The organism is Planomonospora algeriensis, assembly GCF_977012225.1.
Window position 1 is genome coordinate 1 of record NZ_CDRNDK010000936.1, and the last position, 1016, is coordinate 1016.

Genomic DNA, 1016 nt, shown 5'->3' on the forward strand with positions numbered 1-1016 from the left:
CGCCTCGCCGCGTGCGGCGGGCGGCCCGCCCTCGGGGACGTCTCGGTCCGGGCCCGGCTGCTGGCCGTCCTGCGGCGGGACTGCTTCACCCGGCCCGGCCACCGCGACGGATATGTGCCGGGCACCGGACCGGGTATGCCGGACCTCCTGCTGATCGAGCGGGGGTGGGGGCTCGCCGACCCGCTGGGCGCCGAGGCGCTGCGGCTGATGTTCCGTCACGGGCTCACCTCCGAGGACCTCGCACACGTGCTGGCCCTCCCCGTGGAGGAGATCGACAGGCTGGCGACCAGGACCCAGGACATCATCGAGACGCTCGTCAGCGCGCTGGACGGCCTCGCCCACGGGCGTCCGACCTGTCCCGAGCTGCGCGCGCTGGCTGCTTCCGCGTTCCCCGGTGACCACCCGGAACCGCCCGGCGGGCCCGGCGCGTCCAGCGGGCCCGGCAGGTCCGGCGGGCCCAGTGCGTCCGGCGGGGCTGGCGGGGCTGGCGGGGCTGGCGGGTCCGGTCACGCGCGAGAGGAGTTGCTCGCGCACATCGTCAGGTGCCCGTCCTGCACGCGGCCGATCAACATCCGCTACACGGTCCCGCAGATGATCTCCCATCCGCCGCTCCCACCACTCACCCCCGAGGCCGGGACCCGCATCCTGGACGCCGTCTCCGCGGCCTCTGCTCCGCCCACGGCCGCGGACCCGACTGCGGCTACGTCCGCAGACCGGCCACGCGCGAGCCTGCCCGCACCGCGTCGCGGGACCGCGCCGTACGCGAAGCCGTACTCGGCGCGGTCCGCCAAGCCGTCCCCGCCGCAGACCGCACCGCCGTACTCGGCGCGGTCCGCCAAGCCATCCCCGCCGCAGACCGCGAAGCCGTACCCGCCGCGGTCCGCGTCGCCGGCACGGCCCGTGCCGCCGCAACCGTCCGCGGCGGTCCCTCCCCGGGAGGAAAGGACCGTTCCCCTCACCGCTCCCGTGCCCCCGGCGGCGCCCGCGGCCCCGGCGGCCCCGGCGGACCGGGCGGA

Annotated in this window: 1 pseudogene; it reads left to right on the forward strand. The window is 77.5% G+C overall.

Going from position 1 to position 1016, the window contains the following annotated elements:
* A pseudogene (locus tag ACWJ6R_RS37010) lies at positions 1-1016 on the forward strand (hypothetical protein); the annotation flags it as partial.